General features: G+C 63.9%; 22 protein-coding genes and 1 pseudogene. 20 read left to right on the forward strand and 3 right to left on the reverse strand.

Annotation, left to right across the window (positions count from 1 at the left end):
- The first annotated feature begins 258 nt into the window (after positions 1-258).
- From CFP68_RS15990 to CFP68_RS16065, 18 genes and pseudogenes are all read left to right on the forward strand, one after another.
- Positions 259-978 carry an RNA polymerase sigma factor gene (locus CFP68_RS15990; protein WP_099827958.1) on the forward strand — a complete coding sequence of 240 codons (720 nt, stop codon included), beginning with the start codon at positions 259-261 and terminating at the stop codon, positions 976-978.
- 84 nt (positions 979-1,062) lie between these two features.
- Positions 1,063-1,323 (forward strand): hypothetical protein, encoded by a 261-nt coding sequence (locus CFP68_RS15995; RefSeq protein WP_099827959.1) that lies wholly within the window; start codon positions 1,063-1,065, stop codon positions 1,321-1,323.
- Positions 1,324-1,341: 18 nt separating this feature from the next.
- The gene (locus tag CFP68_RS16000; protein WP_193825234.1) at positions 1,342-1,731 is read left to right on the forward strand and encodes a hypothetical protein; all 390 of its coding nucleotides are present in this window, start codon (positions 1,342-1,344) and stop codon (positions 1,729-1,731) included.
- Positions 1,732-1,775: 44 nt separating this feature from the next.
- Positions 1,776-2,264, forward strand: coding sequence for a hypothetical protein (locus CFP68_RS16005; RefSeq protein ID WP_099828035.1), 489 nt, complete (start codon positions 1,776-1,778; stop codon positions 2,262-2,264).
- Positions 2,261-3,136 (forward strand): ATP-binding protein, encoded by an 876-nt coding sequence (locus tag CFP68_RS16010; protein ID WP_099827960.1) that lies wholly within the window; start codon positions 2,261-2,263, stop codon positions 3,134-3,136. Before CFP68_RS16005 ends, CFP68_RS16010 begins: the two co-directional genes overlap by 4 nt.
- Positions 3,137-3,156: 20 nt before the next feature.
- The gene (locus CFP68_RS16015) at positions 3,157-3,765 is read left to right on the forward strand and encodes a hypothetical protein (RefSeq protein ID WP_099827961.1); all 609 of its coding nucleotides are present in this window, start codon (positions 3,157-3,159) and stop codon (positions 3,763-3,765) included.
- 215 nt (positions 3,766-3,980) lie between these two features.
- Positions 3,981-4,271 carry a hypothetical protein gene (locus CFP68_RS17970; RefSeq protein ID WP_145953466.1) on the forward strand — a complete coding sequence of 97 codons (291 nt, stop codon included), beginning with the start codon at positions 3,981-3,983 and terminating at the stop codon, positions 4,269-4,271.
- Positions 4,268-4,696: a DUF6511 domain-containing protein gene (locus CFP68_RS17975; RefSeq protein WP_145953467.1), complete on the forward strand. Its 429-nt coding sequence runs from the start codon at positions 4,268-4,270 to the stop codon at positions 4,694-4,696. Before CFP68_RS17970 ends, CFP68_RS17975 begins: the two co-directional genes overlap by 4 nt.
- Entirely contained in the window at positions 4,696-5,505 is an 810-nt protein-coding gene (locus tag CFP68_RS16025) for a hypothetical protein (RefSeq protein WP_099827963.1), read from the forward strand. The genes CFP68_RS17975 and CFP68_RS16025 overlap by 1 nt, the downstream gene beginning before the upstream one ends.
- Before the next feature lie 2 nt (positions 5,506-5,507).
- A complete protein-coding gene (locus CFP68_RS16030) occupies positions 5,508-7,883 on the forward strand; it encodes an AAA family ATPase (protein ID WP_099827964.1) in 2,376 nt (791 codons plus the stop codon).
- Positions 7,880-8,782: a hypothetical protein gene (locus CFP68_RS18670; protein ID WP_338152820.1), complete on the forward strand. Its 903-nt coding sequence runs from the start codon at positions 7,880-7,882 to the stop codon at positions 8,780-8,782. The genes CFP68_RS16030 and CFP68_RS18670 overlap by 4 nt, the downstream gene beginning before the upstream one ends.
- Entirely contained in the window at positions 8,779-9,303 is a 525-nt protein-coding gene (locus tag CFP68_RS16040) for an HNH endonuclease (protein ID WP_099827966.1), read from the forward strand. The genes CFP68_RS18670 and CFP68_RS16040 overlap by 4 nt, the downstream gene beginning before the upstream one ends.
- Positions 9,300-9,503 carry a hypothetical protein gene (locus tag CFP68_RS16045; RefSeq protein ID WP_099827967.1) on the forward strand — a complete coding sequence of 68 codons (204 nt, stop codon included), beginning with the start codon at positions 9,300-9,302 and terminating at the stop codon, positions 9,501-9,503. Before CFP68_RS16040 ends, CFP68_RS16045 begins: the two co-directional genes overlap by 4 nt.
- Positions 9,496-9,942: a DUF6362 family protein gene (locus CFP68_RS16050; RefSeq protein ID WP_099827968.1), complete on the forward strand. Its 447-nt coding sequence runs from the start codon at positions 9,496-9,498 to the stop codon at positions 9,940-9,942. Before CFP68_RS16045 ends, CFP68_RS16050 begins: the two co-directional genes overlap by 8 nt.
- A gap of 402 nt (positions 9,943-10,344) precedes the next feature.
- Positions 10,345-11,520, forward strand: coding sequence for a site-specific DNA-methyltransferase (locus tag CFP68_RS16055; protein ID WP_099827969.1), 1,176 nt, complete (start codon positions 10,345-10,347; stop codon positions 11,518-11,520).
- 4 nt (positions 11,521-11,524) lie between these two features.
- A pseudogene (locus CFP68_RS18510) lies at positions 11,525-12,034 on the forward strand (DNA cytosine methyltransferase); the annotation flags it as partial.
- A gap of 202 nt (positions 12,035-12,236) precedes the next feature.
- Complete coding sequence (locus tag CFP68_RS18515; protein ID WP_241524133.1) at positions 12,237-12,719, forward strand: hypothetical protein; 483 nt, start codon at positions 12,237-12,239, stop codon at positions 12,717-12,719.
- The gene (locus CFP68_RS16065) at positions 12,716-12,940 is read left to right on the forward strand and encodes a DUF7220 family protein (protein ID WP_099827971.1); all 225 of its coding nucleotides are present in this window, start codon (positions 12,716-12,718) and stop codon (positions 12,938-12,940) included. Before CFP68_RS18515 ends, CFP68_RS16065 begins: the two co-directional genes overlap by 4 nt.
- A 52-nt stretch (positions 12,941-12,992) precedes the next feature.
- Here CFP68_RS16065 and CFP68_RS16070 read toward each other — a convergent pair whose 3' ends face one another.
- From CFP68_RS16070 to CFP68_RS16080, 3 genes are all read right to left on the reverse strand, one after another.
- Positions 12,993-13,511 (reverse strand): DUF3489 domain-containing protein, encoded by a 519-nt coding sequence (locus tag CFP68_RS16070; RefSeq protein WP_099827972.1) that lies wholly within the window; start codon positions 13,509-13,511, stop codon positions 12,993-12,995.
- 95 nt (positions 13,512-13,606) lie between these two features.
- Positions 13,607-13,825, reverse strand: a complete 219-nt coding sequence (locus CFP68_RS16075) for a hypothetical protein (RefSeq protein WP_099827973.1) — start codon at positions 13,823-13,825, stop codon at positions 13,607-13,609.
- Positions 13,826-13,830: 5 nt separating this feature from the next.
- Positions 13,831-14,100 carry a hypothetical protein gene (locus CFP68_RS16080; RefSeq protein ID WP_099827974.1) on the reverse strand — a complete coding sequence of 90 codons (270 nt, stop codon included), beginning with the start codon at positions 14,098-14,100 and terminating at the stop codon, positions 13,831-13,833.
- A gap of 111 nt (positions 14,101-14,211) precedes the next feature.
- On the opposite strand from CFP68_RS16080, the gene CFP68_RS16085 reads away from it, so the two are divergent.
- Positions 14,212-14,772, forward strand: a complete 561-nt coding sequence (locus CFP68_RS16085) for a hypothetical protein (RefSeq protein WP_099828037.1) — start codon at positions 14,212-14,214, stop codon at positions 14,770-14,772.
- Entirely contained in the window at positions 14,720-16,708 is a 1,989-nt protein-coding gene (locus CFP68_RS16090) for a phage terminase large subunit family protein (protein WP_193825235.1), read from the forward strand. Before CFP68_RS16085 ends, CFP68_RS16090 begins: the two co-directional genes overlap by 53 nt.

The following is a 16,708-nucleotide window of genomic DNA, read 5'->3' on the forward strand; positions in this document are numbered from 1 at the left end:
GCCCTGGAACTGGGTGCCGCGGCCCACCGAGACAGCCAGTCAAGCCGCATAGGCCGCGGTATCAATGGCGTGGTTACCGAATATCTCGTGGGCTTTCCGGTTCAGGCCACGTGTCGCGGCTGCGGCACGCTGAACCAGGCGCAATCTCCCGCGCGCTGAGGCGCGCATCTTACCAATTTCCTGAAATCGCAGAGACGCACGACGTCCTGACCTGGCCACGACAAGGCGCTGGACGCCTGGCCGCAAGGCAGGCGTCCAATGTCCATCGCGTGGCACGAGATCCGTGATCACCTCATGTTGTCTTCTTCAACTCTCAACTTTCAAAGGAACTTCGAAGCGCTTCGTCGCAACAGCGAACCGCTCGCGCATTTCGCTGATCCCGCCGCTTTGCTGGACACGCTGCATGTCGGTTGCCGTGCGCCAGACGACAAAAACCGGTTGCTGGTTGCACTGGTCGCGGCCGCGCAGTCCGGCGGCGCGGTCTCCGATTGTGCCCTGACGCTGATGCTGCTGGCGCTCTGGCCGGGGCTGGATGCCGTTCGGCGCAGATCGATCTGGCGCAGGATCGGCACCGGCGACGAGGTTGCATCCGAAATCCTGGCCCGGGCGTCCGAGGCCATTCGGGGTCTGGATATGCAGCGCGTCAATTGGATCGCGGCAACCATTCTGCGGAACATCGAGCGGGACCTGATCAGAACGCGTCAACGCAAGGACAGGCACCAGAGCCTGCGCAGCGAGGCCGATCCCGACGAAATCCCAACTGACGATCAGGCGTCAGCCAACGCCAGCTCTGCACTGCTCCACCGCGATCTCGTCCGCATCGTCGGCAAGGATTCTGATCTGGTGATCCGCGTGGCCGTCGACGGGTTCTCGCAGGCTGAGGTCGCATCCGAGATGGGGCTATCCGAGGCGGCGACGCGCAAACGCTATCAGCGGGCAACCCGGCGTCTGCGCGACGCCCTGCAAGAATTTCGCTGACCGGATGTCCCGATCCCTGCCGCGCGGTGGCTTTTCCCATTCAGACGCCACCGCGCGCCCCACTCAAACCGAAAGTCGACCAGCATGATCCGCAAAGCCGACCTCCTGTCCGCAGACCTCACGCGCATCCCCGGCCTCTACCGCCGCTGGGAGCTGCCGGAAATCCTGAAGAACCAGCGTGCATACCGCATCGAGAATGCCGGGTCCCATCAGGACGGGACGCCCCTCGTGGCGGTCTACGCCGACGCCGACACGGGTCAGCCGGACGACCTGCACAACGCATCAATCACTGACGCCGAAGCGGCCTCGGCCCCTGCTGGGACGATGTCGCGTCGGCCTGAGTAGAGGCGAAAGGAGGAGATCATGATCATGGGAACCACACCCTTCATCACGGTCCGCGCCAGCCGACCGCTTTCCGAGATCCAGTTCTGTGCCTGGGTGGCGCAGGCCGTTCCCGGCGACCGGCTCGAATACCATCGCGGCTTTCTGGTGCTCGACATCTTCCCTGTTTTTTCAGGGTTGTCGGATGCGGTGCGGGCCGAGTTGGGCAGGCTTGGATCGCGGGCCTTCTGGGCCGCTGAACTGGGTCTCGTGCATCTCGTGCAGGAGCGCATAGGCCCGGATCAGTTCGCCTACATCGCCGTCGCCCGACCCAAGCCGAAGGCCGCTGCCGTCTCGCTGTCCGAGCTACTGCTCGCGGAACAGGGGCAGCCCTGCGACGCCGCCGGTTCGAGTGGCAGGGCTGCCGCGTGATGCCTGCATTCCAATCCTTTTTCACCGATCACGGAGACCATTTCATGCCATTCCCCGAGAACACACCTACGCTGGACGATCTGCCGTCCCTCAGCGCCGCTGAGATCGCAGCCCTGCCGGTCGAGCTGCTGGCAATCCTGCAGCGCGAGATCGACGAGCGCCTGAAGCGCGACAAGGCCGCCAAGACCCGCTTCGATGCTGGACTGGCCGTTCGCTACGCCACTCGCGCCACCGAGGAACGCCAAGCCGCAGGCAAAGACACCGGCACCGTCCGGTTCGACGACGGCGATTTTACCGTGGTGGCTGATCTGCCGAAGCGGGTCGGTTGGGACCAGGACCGACTGGCCGACATGGTCGCGCGGATCCGCGCTGCCGGGGACGACCCGGCCGAATACGTCGATCTCGCCTACAAGGTGCCGGAGCGCAAATACGCCGCCTGGCCCGAGGCCATCCGGCAGGGTTTCGAGCATGCGCGCACCGTCCGGCCCGGCACGCTGAAGGTCGAGATCCTCGCGCAGGAGGCCGACCAGTGAGCCTCCCCATCATCAGCGCCGACCAGCGGCTGGCCGAGCCGCGCGGCATCAAGGGCTGCATCTTAGGGAAAAGTGGAATTGGGAAAACCTCCCTTCTGTGGACCCTCGATCCCAAGCTCACGCTGTTCATGGATCTCGAAGCGGGCGATCTGGCCATCGAAGGCTGGACGGGCGACAGCATCCGGCCGCGCACATGGGCGGAATGCCGGGATTTCGCGGTGTTCATCGGCGGGCCCAACCCGGCGCTGCGCGACGAGCAGCCCTATAGCCCGGCCCATTACAAGGCGGTCTGCGACCGTTTTGGCGATCCGACAGCACTGGACCGCTACGACACGATCTTCGTGGACTCGATCACCGTCGCGGGACGGCTGTGCTTCGGGTGGTGCAAGGGCCAGCCAGAGGCGCTGTCGGAGAAGACCGGCAAGCCAGACGTCCGGGGTGCCTACGGCCTGCACGGCCGCGAGATGATCGGCTGGCTCACCCATCTGCAGCACACGCGCGCCAAGAACGTCTGGTTCGTCGGGATCCTTGACGAGAAGCTCGACGACTTCAATCGCAAGGTGTTTCAGCCGCAAATCGATGGCTCCAAGACCGGCTTAGAGCTGCCGGGGATCGTCGATGAAGTGATCACCATGGCTGAGCTGAAGGCCGACGGCGGCGATCCGTATCGCGCCTTCGTTTGCCAGACGATCAACCCCTGGAACTTTCCGGCCAAGGATCGCTCCGGTCGCCTGGCCCAAGTCGAAGAACCCCATCTCGGCCGCCTGATGGCGAAAATCCGAACGCCCACGACCCCGGCGTCGGATCGCCTGACCTATGCCCCGCCACCCGCCGACCCGGCCGATGCCGACCAATCCCAACCGCAATCCTGATCAGAAAAAGGAGGTTCCCCATGGGTTCCTGGAACGATTTCAACGACGCGCAGAGCAACACCAACCTCATCCCCAAGGGCACTCTGGCCAAGGTGCGCCTGACCATCCGCCCGGGCGGCTTCGATGATGCCTCGCAGGGCTGGACCGGTGGCTATGCCACCCGCGGCTCCACCGGGGCTGTCTATCTCAACGGTGAGTTCACCGTGACCGAGGGGCAATATGCCCGGCGCAAGATCTTCACGCTGATCGGGCTCTACAGCCCGAAGGGGCCCGACTGGACCAACATGGGCCGCAGCCTGGTGCGCGGCATGCTGAACTCGGCGCGCGGGATTTCCGACAAGGACATGTCGGCCAAGGCGCAGGCCGCGCGGCGCATCAGCGGCTTTGCCGATCTCGACGGGATCGAGTTCATCGCCCGCATCGACATCGGCACCGACGCCAGCGGTGACGACAAGAACGAGATCCGCAGCGCCGTCACGCCTGACCATCGCGACTATGCGCAGGTCATGGGAACGGCGCCGGTGGTGACGGCACCATCGGGAGCTCCAGGCTTTGCCTCTGCTGCGCATCAAACGGCGTACGAGGCACAAGCACCGGCTCCGCATGGGCGACCTTCGTGGGCGGACTGACTATGCCGATGCCTGCGATCAACATGACAGGACAGAGGTTTGGCCTTTTGACAGTGGTGGAGCGCTTCGGCGCTTCACCGAGACCAAAATGGCTGTGCCGCTGTAAATGTGGAAGGCTGACCATCAAGGATGGCAGCCGTTTGCGCAGAGGGACCGTCAAGAGTTGTGGTTGCGCGACCCGGGTCCTCATTGCGGCTTCACGGCGGACCCACGGGATGACCGGACATCGGCTCGAGAACATTCGTCGTGGGATGTTGGCACGGTGCCACAATCCCAACAGCAAGGATTTCCCGCGCTACGGCGCGCGCGGAATTCGCGTTTGTCGACAATGGCGGGAGAAGCCGGTCCAGTTCTACGGCTGGGCTCTGGCGCACGGCTATGCGGATGATCTCAGCATAGACCGGATTGATCCGCGCGGCGGCTATTCATCTCACAATTGCCGTTGGATTCCGCTCTCCGAAAATGTGGCGCGGGCCAATCGAGCCAGGCGGCAGAGGGCCGCGTGAGCCATGTCGCGCAAATCCTATCCGCGCCCAAGGCGGCTTCGGATCGACCGAGCGTTGATCGCCTCTGGCATCCGCGCCCGCTGCTCTGTGCCGTCTGCACATCCCGAACACGGGGTTTCGGCTGGTTCGATCCCAACCGGCCGCGCGCTCACCGTAACCGCCGCTGGTTCTGCTCAATGGGCTGCCAGGCGGCTTTCACACTCAAAGCTCGGAAAGGATTGAGCATGGTCGATTTTACGAAAGAGGAAACGCAGGCGCTGCCTGCCGTGATGCGCGCGCTCGGCCCAGAGATGGAGCGTATCGGTTGGGACCGGCCGCTGGCCCAGCTGACCCAGAACGACATGCATCGTCTGATCGTGATCACCGTCGAAGCGTTCCGCGTCAAGATGGCGGAGATTGCGCTCGAAGATGAGATCCCGTTCTGATGCTGAATTTCAACCCGCGTCCCTCCATGGCCGAGCGGATCAACACTCTGGTCGATGCAGCCCTCATCGCCGAGCGCGAGGCCACGCCGCCCCGGACCTATCTCGGCGCGTCCCGTCTGGGACACGCCTGCGAACGCGCGCTGCAATTCGAGTTTGCCGGTGCGCCGAAGGATGAGGGTGCCGATTTCAGCGGGCAGACGCTCCGGATCTTCGCGATTGGTCATCAACTCGAGGATCTGGCGATCCGCTGGCTGCGGGCCGCTGGGATCGATCTGGTCACCCAGAAACGCGATGGTGGCCAGTTCGGCTTTTCCGTCGCGGGTGGTCGCATCCGGGGCCATGTCGACGGGATCATTGCCTCAGCCCCGGCGGCGCTTGGCATGCGTGTTCCCGCGCTCTGGGAATGCAAGACCATGAACGCGAAGAACTGGCGGGCCTGCGTCAAGGACGGCGTCACGATTTCCAAGCCTGTCTATGCCGCCCAGATCGCAATCTACCAAGCCTACATGGAACCCTCGGTGCCGAAAATTTCGACGGCACCGGCGCTGTTCACGGCGATCAACAAGGACACCGCCGAGCTGCACCATGAGCTGGTGCCCTTCGATGCCGACCTGGCGCAGCGCATGTCCGACCGCGCAGTGCGGATCCTGCAGGCCACCGACGCAGGTGAACTGCTGCCGCGCATCGCGGCCAATCGCGACTTCTTCGAATGCCGGTTCTGCGCCCACGCCGAGCGGTGTTGGGAGGTGAGCGGCGTCTCTGGAAACGCTCCAGTGGAGCGTTTCAGCCGCGAACGGGCGGAGCCCTGAGCATGACCGACGAGCCCACCGATCCATCAGATCCCGACCAGGACACACCCATGCGCCACGACGCAACGCCAGAAACGCCAAAGGAAAACATCGTCCATTTCAACCCGTGGCGCGATTTCAACGACGCCGCGCCGCAAGCCGATCCTTTCGGCGACGAGCCCGATCCCGAACAGATCGCCCAGTTCATGCAGGTCGTCTTCGGCTATTGCGATGGCCTGATCCCGGTCCGCAGTTTCATCGACAAGGGTCAGGGCATCGATGGCCGCCCGCATAACATCTGGCTCGATGCCGACCTGGCCGCGCCGGAGAAGATGGCGACCTTCGCCACATGGGCGTCGCGGGAAGGCGCAGCGGTCTACGTGATCCCCGGCACCGTGGCCGCACCCGGTCAGGCCAAGGCCGCGGAAATCCTGCAGATGCAAACCGTCGTGGTCGATCTCGACACCGGTGACATCGCTGCCAAGCGCACCCATCTGGAGCGCCATCTCGGCGCACCGACCATGGTGGTGGAAAGCGGTGGTATGACACCTGAGGGGCAGCGCAAAGCCCACATCTGGTGGATGCTGTCCGAGCCCGCCGAGGGCGACGACATCGCCCGTGTCTGCCGTCTGCGCGGCGACATCGCGGCCAAGGTCGGTGGCGACATGCATTTCCGCTCCGCCCACCAGCCAATCCGGGTCGCGGGTTCAGTCTATTACAAGAATAGTCTCAAGACGCAGGTGCGGATCGTCGAGCTGAATGCCGACCGCGAACGCGATCTGGCCGAGTTCGTAGAGGCTGTGACCGACATGCCGCCCGCGCCGGGCGTGTCCCTGCAACCCGAGTTCAGCCATCCTGACAAGCCCGCCATGGACAATGTGCTGGTGACCCCGGTGCGCGAGGGCGCGCAGGACGATTGGTCCCGCTTCGCGGGGGCATCAGCGGCAATCGGTCATTTCATCCGCATGGTCCACGAGGGCCGGATGACAAAGGACGAGGGTTGGGAAGGTATCTGCGGCTACAACGCCGCGATGTTGCGGCCCCAGTGGCCAGTGGAACGGCTCAAGCGCGAGTCCGAGCGGCTCTGGGAGCGGCATGTCGAGAAATACGGACCGCCCCTGATCCGACTGGATTCCGGCGCACCGGGCCCCGTCGAGATGCCCGCCTTCACGCTCGGCGCGCTGCTGGACGACCAAAGCCCTATGCCGGAGGACATCATCGCACCGCGGGTGTTGACGCCGGGCGGGCTTCTGGTGCTGGGCGGCGCGCCGAAGGTCGGTAAGAGCGATCTGCTGATCTCGTGGCTCGTCCACATGGCCGCTGGCGTGCCGTTCCTCGGCTTCACGCCGCCACGGCCGCTTCGGATTTTCTATCTGCAGGCCGAGATCCAATATCACTATCTGCGCGAACGCTTGAAGCAGATCGCCCTGCCGCCAGAGGTGTTGGCCGCTGCGAGGGAAACCTTCGTAGCAACGCCGAAGCTGAAGATGCTGCTCGACAATGAGGGCAGCGTTCAGGTTGCCCGCGCCGTGCAAACCGCGTTCCCGGAGGCTCCAGTGGACATCCTCTGCGTCGACCCGATCCGGAACCTCTTTGACGGCGGTCCCGATGGTGGCGGCGAAAACGACAACACCGCCATGATGTTTTTCCTGAAGGAAAGGGTCGAGGTTCTGCGCGACCACATCGACCCCGACTGCGGGGTTATCCTGATCCATCACACCAAGAAGCTCAGCAAGCAGCAGGTGAAGGACGATCCCTTCCTCGCGCTCTCCGGCGCCAGTGCCCTGCGCGGCTTCTACACCTCCGGCCTGATCCTGCATCGGCCCGACGAAGACTGTCCGCAACGAAAACTGGAGATCGAGCTGCGCAATGGACCCGCGCTGCCGCCCAAGGTGATCGACAAGGTCGCTGGCCAATGGGTCGAGATCAACCCGATGAACGAACGCCTCGTCCGCCAGGAGGTCGGCGCGAAACATGATGCCGAGCGGGACCGAAAGGGCGAGGTGATCTGCGGCCTGCTGTACCATGAGGCCCTTCAGGGTCGGATGTACACGATGACCCATTTCGCGGAGACCTTCGAGAACACCGGGGGTCTTGGCGGGCAATCGATCATCCGCGAACGCCTGAACGTGCTGACCACGAAAGGCTACGTGAAGTTCGTTCGCGGGGCCGCTGCGACTGCGCTGGATCTGGCGACCGAGCGGAACAAATACGGCTATCTCTGCGTCGAGACCATGCGTCTGGCGACCAGCCTGGAGCATGTCGATCCCGACACCGGAGAGGTCACACCGGAGCTGATCGATGTCCTGCCCAGCCACTATAAATGCCCACAGACCGGTGCCGTTCTGCCCGTCGAAAATCCGTCCGTCTGGGTCTATCGCGAGGTGGAGGACGCATGATGAAACACGCCGTTTTGTCCTCCGAAATCTGGGTGCAGAATTCCGAAATCTGGCCAGATTTTGCAAAATCTGAAATCCTGGCGAAATCTGGAATCTGGCTTTTTCCATTTGGTTTCAGGGGCTTGGAAGGTCCTTTCCAGATTTTGGAAGGGGGTTTCCGAAATCTGCTCCGAAATCTGGATTTGCTCAACAAAATCAGTGGCCTGTGCCAGATTTCAGATTTCAGAAAAGTCCCCCCTAAAGGGGTAGGTGTCCTCCCCGCTACAGGCGGGGAGAGCCACCACCTACCCCTGGGCAATTCCTCGGGTCGAAGTCTGACCCGTTCCATCCCTCGAGCAGCCAATCACAAAAGGAGAAAGCCCATGGCGGACCAGACCATGACCAACCCCAATCAGAACGCCGTCCAGAACGTGCCACCTGCGTTTACCCGCCAGCGCACCTTGCTCGCGCTCGATCTCGGCACGACAACAGGCTGGGCCCTGCATGGCGCCGATGGGCTGATCACCAGCGGCACCGCATCCTTCCGCAATGGACGGTTCGATGGCGGTGGGATGCGATACCTGCGCTTCACGAACTGGCTGGGTGAGCTGGAGCGGTTGTCCGGTCCTATCGCCGCCATCTGGTTCGAGGAAGTCCGCCGCCACGCGGGCACCGACGCAGCCCATGTCTTTGGCGGCCTCATGGCCAGTTTGACCAGTTGGGCTGAATTGCGGGGCATCCCTTATCAGGGCGTCCCCGTCGGCACCATCAAGAAACACGCAACTGGAAAGGGCAATGCGCCGAAACAGGCCATGATTGACGCGGCGCGCGCCCGAGGTTTCAGCCCTGCCGACGACAATGAGGCTGACGCCATCGCCATCCTGTTCTGGGCGATTGAAACGAATGGAGGTTTGGCATGATGGATTTCAACGCAGAATGGCGCACAATTCCAGATTGGCCGGAATATGAAATCTCCGAGGATGGTCATGTACGGCGGGCGCTTGCCGGCAAAGGCACGCGCGCTGGTCGCCCGCTCAAGCCATGGACAAACTCGCAGAACCAGTATCTCTACGTTCAGCTTTGGCGGAATAATCGAAAGAAAAGCATTCCAGTTCATCGACTTGTCGCAAAGGCATTTCTCGGACAACCACCTACGAAACGTCACGTGGTTGCCCATTGCGACGGCAGTCGTGACGGCAACCAACCTTGGAACCTGCGTTGGGCAACGCAACGTGAGAACATGGCGGACACAGTCCTACATGGCACGCACAATCGTGGTTCAAGGAATGGCCAGTCGAAGCTCGATGAAGTCTGCGTACTCGCCATCCGCAAGATGCATGCCTTGGGCATTCCAAGACGGGAAGCAGCCAGCGGTTTCGGTGTCTCTCGCCAGACAGTTGATGACATCATCAACGGCAAGCGGTGGGGGCATTTCCAATGACCGGAATGCGCTTCACGCCCAAGGGTTATGGCGGCCATCGCCGTCAGCCCGATGAGGTCAAACGCGACGGCTGGAAAGAGCAAGGCCTGCTGGCCGTCGCCATCGACGATGACCGGTTGACCTGGCCCGAACGCGAACTGGTGCGGCAGCTTGGCGAACGCCTGTACGGCAAACAAAACCGGGAGGTGCGCCATGACTGAGTGGACCACAGCGCGCGTGGAGGACCGGCTGGAGAGTGCGGCCGACGTCTTCCGCACCTTGCCCGGCGTCATGCCGCAGGGCTTCTTCAACGCATGGCCCGAGTATTTCCACAGCTTCGCGGACAAGGTTGGTCAGGAGCCGCAGATGCGGCGGCCCCGGCCGGGACCGCGCCAGATCTCTGAGGCCGAGGAGGCATTGCTCTGGTTGCGCTGGCTGGAACGGGATGATGCCCGGATCGTCTGGCTGCGGGCCGAACGCACGCCGTGGAAGCGGATCTGCTGGGAGATGGGGATCAGCCGCCCGGCGGCCAACCGCCATTGGCAATACGGCCTGGCGCTGATCACTTGGCGGCTCAATGGTCGCGTGCCGCCTTCAAAGCGGTCACGGCGTTTCGTGGTCGAGAACGCGAACAACCTGTCAAGAAAAATCGTCCTGTGACAGAATTTTCAGTGAGACATCGCAACGGGTTACAGTTTCCGGCTGAGAGGCTACAAATTGGATATACTCGGGAGAGGAGCGCGCAGGCAGAGGCCTCGCAGCTGGCTTCCGGGGTCCGGCGAAGGGTCCAGCCGGGGTCCAATCGGCTAACGCATTGAATTCTTGGTTCCTTCTGGGCCACTTTCGTATGCTGGCGGGCGAAGCGCGCAATATCGCCAGCGACAGGGCCGGTTTTTTGGGAAGCCACCCCGGCGGGCATCCACCCGCAATCTTCTGAAAACCACAACAAAACAAACTCTTGGAACCGGACACCCCGGCGGCCGCTGGACCCTTTGCGGAGTCCAGGCTGGCTCCCGGTGTCCGGAGTCCAGGGTATCCACCCCATTGAGGCGAACCGACATCATGACGCTCAGCTTTGCCCCGGACGCGATCGAGACCTGGCCGCTGGCCAAGCTCCAGCCTTATGCAAAAAACGCAAAGGCGCATGGCGCGGACCAGGTCGCGAAGATCGCGGCGAGCATGGCCGAGTTCGGCTGGACGGTGCCGTGCCTCGTCGCGGACGACGGCGAGTTGATCGCGGGCCATGGCCGGGTGCTGGCGGCGGCGCAACTCGGGCTAACCGAAGCGCCGGTGATCGTTCTTGGCCATCTGACCGAGGCGCAGCGGCGCGCTTATCGGATCGCGGATAATAAGCTCACGGAACTCGGCACTTGGGATGAAGCTCTGCTGTCGGCCGAGCTCAACGACCTGCTCGCCGAGGATTACGACCTGTCGCTGGTCGGCTTCTCAGATGGCGAGCGGGCGATCCTGTTTGCGACCGATCCGCCGTATCTTGTCGATTACGATGGCTCGAACCATCCGACGCGGAACAAGGACTGGTCGGCATCCTACGGCACGACCTGGGACGACAGTTCGCAGGGCGCGGAACTCTACGACGGCTTCATCGCGGCGGCAGTGGCGGAAGCCATCGCCGAGAATGCCGCCTGGTATTGCTGGCACGCCTCGCGGCGTCAGGCGATGCTGGAAGCCTGCTGGGAGAAGGCTGGGGCCTTCGTCCACCAGCAGATCATCTGGGTGAAGGACCGCGGGGTCCTAACCCGGTCGCACTACCTCTGGAAACACGAACCCTGCTTCATGGGTTGGCGCCGCCCCAACCGCCCGCCGAAGGTGGCCGAGGAAACGCTGCCGTCCACATGGGCGCTGCCGAGCTTTGCCAAGGAGGACCGGCCCGATCATCCGACGCCGAAACCGCTCGACGCGTTCGGCATTCCGATGCGGCAGCACGTGGCGCGCGGCGGTCTCTGCTACGAGCCGTTCTGCGGCTCCGGCTCGCAGATCATGGCCGGTGAAGCCAATGGTCGCCGCGTCTTCGCGATGGAAATCAGTCCGGCCTACATCGACGTTGCCGTCGAACGCTGGCAGGCCGACACGGGGCGCGAGGTGATCCTGGACGGTGATGGCCGGACCTTCGCTCAGGTTAGAACTGAGCGGTTGGGTGAAAACGCTAACGTCCCCGCCGATGTCCCGGCCGCAAACGGCGAACCCGGGTCCGCCCGCGACCGCAAATCCGCAGCCTGAGGCAATGCATGACCTGGCTCTACCTTCCTCCGGGCGCACTTCCGGAACTGAAGACGCATGCCTGTTCGGCCTCTCTCTGTGTTCCGGCGCAGGCGGCATCGACCTCGGGCTCACCATTGCCATCCCCGGATATCGAACTGTGGGCCATGTCGAACGGGAAACCTTCGCCGCAGCCACTCTCGTGGCGCGGATGGAAGACGCGGCCCTGGATCCGGCACCTGTCTGGGACGACGTTGCCAGCTTCGACGGCCGCCCTTGGCGCGGCGCGGTGGACATCGTCACTGCGGGATATCCGTGCCAGCCGTTTTCGGTTGCGGGCAAACGCCTTGGTACCGAAGATCCACGCCACCTCTGGCCGCACGTCGCCCGGATCATCGGTGAATGCGAGCCGCCCTTCGTCTTCCTCGAGAATGTCGCCCATCATCTGCGCCTCGGCTTCCCCGAAGTCGCCAGCGGACTGGTCGGCATGGGCTACCGCCTTGCGGCGGGCCTCTTTACAGCGGCGGAAGTCGGTGCGCCCCACAAACGCGAGCGGCTGTTCATCCTCGCCATCCGCGAAGGCTGCGAGCTGGCCGACCCCGCGCGCTTGCTCTGGAACCCGCTCGAGTGGCGGCAACCGGACGGAGATGCTGCGAATGTGGCCGACGCCGAGGGCAAGTGCGAACGAGAACCGGCAGACGAAACCAACGCCCTCGCAAGAAGCAGGCAAGCATGGGATGAACCTGGCAACGAGTGCAGCGATGTGGCCGACGCCGCAGTCCGACAGCTTCCGGAGCCGGGGCGGAGACCGGAAACACGAGAAGGGTCTGGACGGCATGGCGCGGGACTGGCCGACGCCGATGGCGAACGATGGCTGCAAACCGAGCGCGGGCAACCGCAAGACGGCCGATCTGACCTATGCCAGCCGCATCTGGATGACGCCGACGGCGCGCGATCACAAGGACGGGGCGACAACATTGGCGAACACGCCAGTGAACGGCCTGCTTGGCCGCCAGGTCCTGGCGACGCAGGTGGCTGGGAGCGATATCTCCGAGCAGCGCCGGACCTTGAACCCGCTGTTCGTCGAGGCGCTGATGGGTTGGCCCACCGGGTGGACAGGCTTCGCCTCTGTGGCAACGGCGTGGTCCCCTTGGTTGCGGCGTATGCGCTGCGAACTCTCGCGGCTGAACTGCTGGCCGATGGATAAGGCGGCGGGATGAAGCAGTCGCGCCTCATGTCGCTGTTCGAGTCCGTCGCCAACGTATTTGTCGGCTACGGCGTGGCAGTCGTGACGCAGATCCTGATCTTCCCGATCTTCGGGCTGCACACGACGCTGGCGCAGAACCTGAAAATGGGCGCGATCTTCACCGTGGTAGCGATAGCGCGGTCCTTCGCGCTGCGCCGCTTGTTCGAGGCGATCCGGATGCGAAACGCCAAATGAGAAACCGCCGCCCCTAGGAGACGGCGGTCATCTGTGAATTGGACCGTGTGCGTCAGTCGCGGATAGCGTAGACGCGGCCTCGTCCATCAATCTTTTCCGAGGTGATCGTCAGGCCGAGCTTCTTTTTCAGCGCGCCGGACATTGCCCCCCTCGCGGTGTGAGCTTGCCAATCGAGTGCGGCCACGATTTCCTCGATGGTCGCGCCACTCTCGGCGCGCAGCATGGCGATCAGCTTGGCCTGCTTCGTACCCTCGCGCGGTGTGCGCATCTTGGGTGCGGAGTCCTCGGCCGGAGTGGTCTCCGCGCTGTCAGTCTCGATGCCAATGGCGGCAAGCCCTGCGTCGGTGGCAATCAGCGTGACGCCGTGACCGTCGCCCGTCTCGCGCCAGACGGGTTCACCGTTGCGCATGTCGGCGTCGACCTCTTCGAGGAAGCCTTTTGCGAGCATCGCGCTGACCACTTTGGCGGCGGCCCCGCCGCGCAGGTTGTCAGGCAGCGGCAGGGCAATGCGGTCCTCGGTCTGGGCCGCGCGGGACAGGATGATTGTCTGGGTGTCGGAAAGCTTGGTCATGGGGTCGTCTCCGTGTTCGGACCGCGACCGTCGCGGTCTTCTACGACCCCAAGCCGCGCAACGGCGCGGCCGGAGTTCGGGGTGGGTTCCCAAGGTCAGATCAAGGCGAGGTCCTTCAGGCAGGCGGCCGCATCAATCAGCTGATTGGTCGGCACCTCGATGGTGATGGTCATGCTGTCAGCGTAGGCGCGGACATAAACGCCGCCGTCGTCCATCAGGGCGCTTTCGATTTCGTCGAGGACAGTGGTGATACGGCTTCGGTCGAAGTGATCGGGTAGCTTGCGGATCGGCATTCGGATGGTGCTGGTTTCCATGGTGCTCACTCCGCGTGCTCGCCTTCGCTGAAGGCGCTGTCGGTGATGCGCTTCAGGAGGCTGGCGTAATGCTCAAGGGTGCCGACCATCGCCCAGCCCGCCTCGTCGGGGTGGCAGTTGAAATGGTCGTCGCTGAGGCTCTGGAGCCGGGCGAGCATCTCGTCGATCTCGGCCTTCTTGCCGATGAAGGCGTTGAGCGCTGCTTCCTTGTTCCGCGCAGCCTTCTCGGCGCGAAGTTGGTGGCGGGGCGTTGTCTGGGGGTTCAGGCGGGTCATAGTGGCGGCTCCGTGGTGAGTTGCATCGTTTTCGTGGAACCAAGTTCGCTCTGGTGCGGAGGCTTATCAACTACATAAGCACATGATTTTGAATGATAATCGGAGCTTTTCATGGAGGGTCTGAGCGAGCGCCAATACGCCGCCCGCGTCGGTCTCTCACGCGGAGCTATCCAGAAGGCCAAGGCAACGGGACGCGTGGTTCTGCATTCCGATGGCAGTATCGACGCGGAGGCGAGCGATGCGCTGCGAGCGCAGGCAACCGACCCGTCGAAAACCCGCAAGGCACCGACGCCGAAGCTCAAACCCGTCCCGGAGGCGGCGGTCTCAGCTGTCGGCGAAACGCTGCGCGAACAGGGAATGTCTGCCCCGCCAGTGGGGGGCGGGACCACCTTCCTGCAGGCCAAGACGGCCAACGAGGTGCTGAAGGCGCAGGAACGCCGCCTCCGCCTGCAGAAGCTGAAAGGCGAACTGATCGACCGCGCCCGCGCGCTGTCGCTGGTGTTTCGGCTGGCGCGGCAGGAGCGCGACATCTGGGTCAACTGGCCCGCTCGCGCGGCAGCGCTGATGGCGGCCGATTTAGGCGTCGAGCCCGCCGCGATGCAGAAGGTTCTGGAGAAACATGTCCGCGCCCAACTCGACGACCTTGCCGAGGTCAAACCTGATCTCAGATGAGGATTTCGAGGGCGCGACCGAAATCCTGCGCGCCTGGGGCGCTGGCCTCACGCCCGATCCGGACCTGACGGTCTCGGAATGGGCGGATCGGCACCGCATGCTGTCGGGCCGGGCTTCGGCCGAACCGGGCCGGTATCGCACGGCCCGCACACCCTACATGGGCGAGATCATGGATCGGCTGAGCCCGGGTGATCCGACACAGCGGATCGTCTTCATGAAGGCCGCGCAGGTCGGTGCCACCGAGGCCGGGAACAACTGGATCGGCTTTGCCATCCACCAGGCGCCGGGGCCAATGCTCGCGGTCCAGCCAACGGTGGAACTGGCCAAGCGCAACTCGCGCCAGCGGATCGACCCGCTGATCGACGAAAGCCCGGAGCTGCGGGAGCGGGTCAAACCGGCGCGCTCGCGGGACGCGGGCAATACGATGCTGTCGAAGGAATTCGCAGGCGGCATCCTGATCATGACCGGTGCGAACTCGGCGGTAGGTCTCCGCTCGACCCCGGCGCGGTACATCTTCCTCGATGAGGTCGATGCCTATCCGGCCTCGGCCGACGAGGAAGGCGATCCGGTCACCCTGGCCGAAGCACGATCATTGACCTTTGCCCATAGGCGCAAGGTGTTCCTGGTCTCGACGCCGACCATTCGGGGGATGAGTCGGATCGAACGTGACTACGAGGCCAGTGACCAACGCCGGTTCTTCGTACCATGTCCGCATTGTCAGCAGATGCAGTGGCTGAAGTTCGAACGGCTCCGCTGGGAAAAGGGACAGCCGGAAACGGCAGAATACCACTGTGAGGGTTGTGAGACACCCATCGCCGAACACCACAAGACGGCAATGCTGGAAGCGGGCGAATGGCGCGCAACCGCCACGGCGGCCGATCCCAATACCGTGGGCTATCACCTTTCGGCGCTTTACTCGCCGATTGGCTGGCTCAGTTGGGAGCGGATCGTGCGGGCCTGGGACGCGGCGCAAGGCTCGGACGAGGCGATCAAGGCGTTCCGCAACACGATCCTCGGCGAGACATGGGTCGAGACGGGGGAAGCGCCGGACTGGCAGAGGCTCTACGACCGGCGCGAACGCTGGAAACCGGGCAATGTCCCCGCGGGCGGGCTGTTCCTGACCGCCGGGGCCGACGTGCAGAAGGATCGGATCGAGGTCGATGTCTGGGCCTGGGGCCGAGGTCTGGAAAGCTGGCTCGTCGATCACATCGTCATCGAAGGTGGGCCCGACCGGCATGAGGCTTGGGGCGAGTTGACCGACCTGCTCGGTCGAACGTGGCCGCATGAACGCGGCGCGCATCTGAAGATTGCGAGGCTCGCGATCGACACCGGCTACGAGGCCCCCGCCGTCTATGGCTGGTCCCGGGCGCAAGGGTTCGCGCAGGTCGCGCCGGTAAAAGGCGTCGAAGGCTTCAACCGCGCGAGCCCGGTGTCAGGGCCGACCTATGTGGACGCGACCGAAGGTGGCAAGCGGCTGCGCCGCGGCGCTCGCCTCTGGACCGTGGCGGTGTCCACCTTCAAAGCCGAGACCTATCGGTTTCTGCGGCTGGAACGACCGACCGACGAAGAACGCGCCGACGGCGCGGCATTCTCACCCGGCACGGTCCACCTGCCGCATTGGGTTGAGAATGAATGGCTGAAGCAGTTCGTGGCCGAGCAGCTGGTCACCGTGCGCACGAAACGCGGCTTCGCCCGGCTGGAATGGCAGAAGCTGCGCGAGCGCAACGAGGCGCTGGATTGCCGGGTCTATGCCCGCGCCGCTGCATGGATCGCGGGGGCCGATCGCTGGACCGACGAGAAATGGCGCGATCTCGAGGATCAACTTGGGGTCGCCGACAGCTCTGCGGATCCCGCCGGGCAGATCAACAGGCAAACGCAGACGTCGCAAGGCAAGCGCCGCTCCGACTGGCTTGGACGGCGTGGAGGATGGTTTTGA

This window comes from Oceaniglobus indicus, from assembly GCF_002751875.1.
GTDB lineage: Bacteria > Pseudomonadota > Alphaproteobacteria > Rhodobacterales > Rhodobacteraceae > Oceaniglobus > Oceaniglobus indicus.

Coding starts and splice junctions, on each gene's coding strand:
- CFP68_RS15990 (WP_099827958.1), top strand. CDS start 259: ATGTCCATCGCGTGGCACGAGATCCGTGATCACCTCATGTTGTCTTCT.
- CFP68_RS15995 (WP_099827959.1), top strand. CDS start 1,063: ATGATCCGCAAAGCCGACCTCCTGTCCGCAGACCTCACGCGCATCCCC.
- CFP68_RS16000 (WP_193825234.1), top strand. CDS start 1,342: ATGATCATGGGAACCACACCCTTCATCACGGTCCGCGCCAGCCGACCG.
- CFP68_RS16005 (WP_099828035.1), top strand. CDS start 1,776: ATGCCATTCCCCGAGAACACACCTACGCTGGACGATCTGCCGTCCCTC.
- CFP68_RS16015 (WP_099827961.1), top strand. CDS start 3,157: ATGGGTTCCTGGAACGATTTCAACGACGCGCAGAGCAACACCAACCTC.
- CFP68_RS17970 (WP_145953466.1), top strand. CDS start 3,981: ATGACCGGACATCGGCTCGAGAACATTCGTCGTGGGATGTTGGCACGG.
- CFP68_RS16025 (WP_099827963.1), top strand. CDS start 4,696: ATGCTGAATTTCAACCCGCGTCCCTCCATGGCCGAGCGGATCAACACT.
- CFP68_RS16030 (WP_099827964.1), top strand. CDS start 5,508: ATGACCGACGAGCCCACCGATCCATCAGATCCCGACCAGGACACACCC.
- CFP68_RS18670 (WP_338152820.1), top strand. CDS start 7,880: ATGATGAAACACGCCGTTTTGTCCTCCGAAATCTGGGTGCAGAATTCC.
- CFP68_RS16040 (WP_099827966.1), top strand. CDS start 8,779: ATGATGGATTTCAACGCAGAATGGCGCACAATTCCAGATTGGCCGGAA.
- CFP68_RS16045 (WP_099827967.1), top strand. CDS start 9,300: ATGACCGGAATGCGCTTCACGCCCAAGGGTTATGGCGGCCATCGCCGT.
- CFP68_RS16050 (WP_099827968.1), top strand. CDS start 9,496: ATGACTGAGTGGACCACAGCGCGCGTGGAGGACCGGCTGGAGAGTGCG.
- CFP68_RS16055 (WP_099827969.1), top strand. CDS start 10,345: ATGACGCTCAGCTTTGCCCCGGACGCGATCGAGACCTGGCCGCTGGCC.
- CFP68_RS18515 (WP_241524133.1), top strand. CDS start 12,237: ATGAACCTGGCAACGAGTGCAGCGATGTGGCCGACGCCGCAGTCCGAC.
- CFP68_RS16065 (WP_099827971.1), top strand. CDS start 12,716: ATGAAGCAGTCGCGCCTCATGTCGCTGTTCGAGTCCGTCGCCAACGTA.
- CFP68_RS16070 (WP_099827972.1), bottom strand. CDS start 13,511: ATGACCAAGCTTTCCGACACCCAGACAATCATCCTGTCCCGCGCGGCC.
- CFP68_RS16075 (WP_099827973.1), bottom strand. CDS start 13,825: ATGGAAACCAGCACCATCCGAATGCCGATCCGCAAGCTACCCGATCAC.
- CFP68_RS16080 (WP_099827974.1), bottom strand. CDS start 14,100: ATGACCCGCCTGAACCCCCAGACAACGCCCCGCCACCAACTTCGCGCC.
- CFP68_RS16085 (WP_099828037.1), top strand. CDS start 14,212: ATGGAGGGTCTGAGCGAGCGCCAATACGCCGCCCGCGTCGGTCTCTCA.
- CFP68_RS16090 (WP_193825235.1), top strand. CDS start 14,720: ATGTCCGCGCCCAACTCGACGACCTTGCCGAGGTCAAACCTGATCTCA.